This window comes from Chitinophaga sp., assembly GCF_036569125.1.
Classification (GTDB): domain Bacteria; phylum Bacteroidota; class Bacteroidia; order Chitinophagales; family Chitinophagaceae; genus Chitinophaga.
Map to the genome: position 1 here is coordinate 1 of NZ_DATCRF010000229.1, position 2,482 is coordinate 2,482.

The 2,482-nt window shown below is 48.8% G+C and carries 1 protein-coding gene and 1 pseudogene; both read right to left on the reverse strand.

The annotated features are described in order from the left end of the window. A pseudogene (locus VIM87_RS08140) lies at nt 1–559 on the reverse strand (RagB/SusD family nutrient uptake outer membrane protein); the annotation flags it as partial. 20 nt (nt 560–579) lie between these two features. Further along, a partial coding sequence (locus VIM87_RS08145; protein WP_331996501.1) for a TonB-dependent receptor domain-containing protein occupies nt 580–2,482 on the reverse strand: 1,903 nt, incomplete at its 5' end.

The following is a 2,482-nucleotide window of genomic DNA, read 5'->3' on the forward strand; positions in this document are numbered from 1 at the left end:
GCATTTGTGCAATAGAATCCAGCGCAACATTTTTCTGTACAATAGGCCCGGGGTTTTCAAAATCCTGTACACTTATGCGGATGCCGTTTGCATCTGTCATGTTCAGGTTCAGCAATAGCTGGTAAGCCATAATGGTTTTGGCAAAACCCAGGTAGCCATTACGCTGCGGCGCAGTAATAAAGCTGGAGTTGGTGGCAGCCTGCAGCAGTATATTCCCCTGCCTTACTACGCGGTAGCGTGAAGCCCATGGGTTGGTAAGGTAAAAGGTGTTATTATCCAGCGTAGAGGAACCGGCGCCTAACAGCTCGGTATAAAAACGCGGTTCAGAACCGGCAAAGCGGTAAATATCACGCCCAATAATGCCTACCGCATCATAATAAGTGCCCAGGGTAAAGCGCATACCCGATTCTGCCCCGGTTACCAGGTTATTCAGCTCTTCCTTGGTAGGGTTGCGGGTAATAGCGTCGGCCTGCGGTGTGTTTAAATTGGGGATCTCTCCCTTCTGGCAGGCTGCCAGCAGCACGGCTGCTGTTATATATAGCATGAAATGTTTTTTCATAATAATCCGTTTAAATGTTATCAGAAATCAATGCCCACATGAAAGCTCATACGTTTGGAAGCAGGGAAGGGCATAACATCTACGCCGCTGGAAACACCATTACTACCGCGGCTTATGCTGGTATTAATAGTGTTGCTTCCAAAGTTGGATACTTCCGGATCATAGCTCACATAGTGTGTCCATGTAAACCAGTTGTTGGCAGAAACGCCTACCCGCACATTTCTTAAGAATGGATTATTCTTAATGGGAAAGTTGTAGTACAGGCCAATTTCACGGATCCTTACGTAGCTGGCATCCTGCACAAAGAGGGCCGCGCTGCCGGCAGCGCCGCGTTCAGCTCCGTCTTTTACACCATTGCCATTGGCATCTGCATCCCAGTCAGGGCTGGTGCCGCCGCCATCTGTAAGCAGCCGTGTAAGGTTAATATTATCACCGCCTTTTTTCCAATGCACCAATACGCGCATGCTTAAATTGGTGAACAGCTGTACTTCATTGAAAAAGCTCATCTGGAAATCAGGCTCTGAATTGCCTAATGTTACAAATACGTTTTTGGTATCATCCTGCGGATCAGGAATGGTGCCTTTTATTTGTGTGGCAGGCTGGCCCTGTTCTATATAAAAAGTACCCAGCGAGTTACCGAAGGCGCCCAGCGCAAAGGCAGGAATGCTAAGGCGGGTAACCTGTGAGCGGTTGCGCCACCAGTTAATATTGGAGGTCCAGCGTACGTTTTTGGTATTAATGGGCAGCAGGCTTAAACCCAGCTCTATACCGCGGTTGCGAAGGTCGCCCGCATTTACCCATTCTGCCACAAAACCGGTAGATCCGGGCGGCAGTCGGCGTAACAGCAGGTCGAATATTTTTTTGTTGTAGTAAGTAGCTTCGAGGTTCACACGGCCATCCAGTATGCTAATATCTACACCGGCTTCCAGCTCGGTTTGTTTTTCCGGTTTAATGGAGGTGTTACCCAGCTGGTTATCCACCAAAGAGCCGGGCAGGCCGCCGGTATTGGAGATCACCATGGCGGTGAATTTACTGCCGTAGGGCGATACGTTGCCGGATTGCCCGTAAGCAGCACGTACCTTAAAACTATTGATGCTCTTCACTTTCCAGAAATCCATTTTAGCCAGGTTCCAGGAAAGGGAGCCTTTGGGATACAGGTAGTATTTTTTAAAGTCGCCGTTGTTGGTGGAGCGGTCAAAACGGATACCGCCGGTAGCCGTTATTGCATCCAGCAGGGTAATTTCTTCCTGTGCAAAAATGCCATTATCGCGGTACTTCTGGCGGAACTGCCGTGGGTTGGCAGCGCCTGCCTGGTCTACGTTTGTTTGCGTGCCTATCAGCTGCGTGGCAGAGATCAGGATGTTATCAAAATTACCGGTTTCCAGTGTAGCCCCTACCGTAGTAGTGAAGCTGGCCTTGGCCGATGGCGTAAAATTATTCACCAGGTAACCCGCCAGGTTGGTGTTAATGTTATTGGTATTACCCTGTATGGAGGCGCCGCCCAATGTATTTTCCATGAACTGTAAGGAACGTGGGAATACCGCTACTGTTTTCAGGTTGTAATAATCCACGCCGCCGTTAGCTACAAAACGTGTAGTGGATTTATCGCTCTGCAGCAGTCGTGCATCCAGCTTTACGCCGGTTACAAAACGGTTGGTAGTTTCGTTATTGATCATCTTATCCCTTGTTTCCAGCGGGTTAGATGCGGCGTATGGGTTACGCGGATAGTTACCTAAATTATCTTTATGCAGCTCTGCAAAACCGGGGGTGGTGGATAGCGCCACGCCAAAGCTTACACCATTATTATCGTTGTTGGTAAGGCCACGGTCTGCGCTGGAGTTAATATAGTTGGTAGTAAACCCAACGGATATACGATCATTGATGCGGTGATCCACATTTAACCGTAAGGAGCTGTTGAGGTAC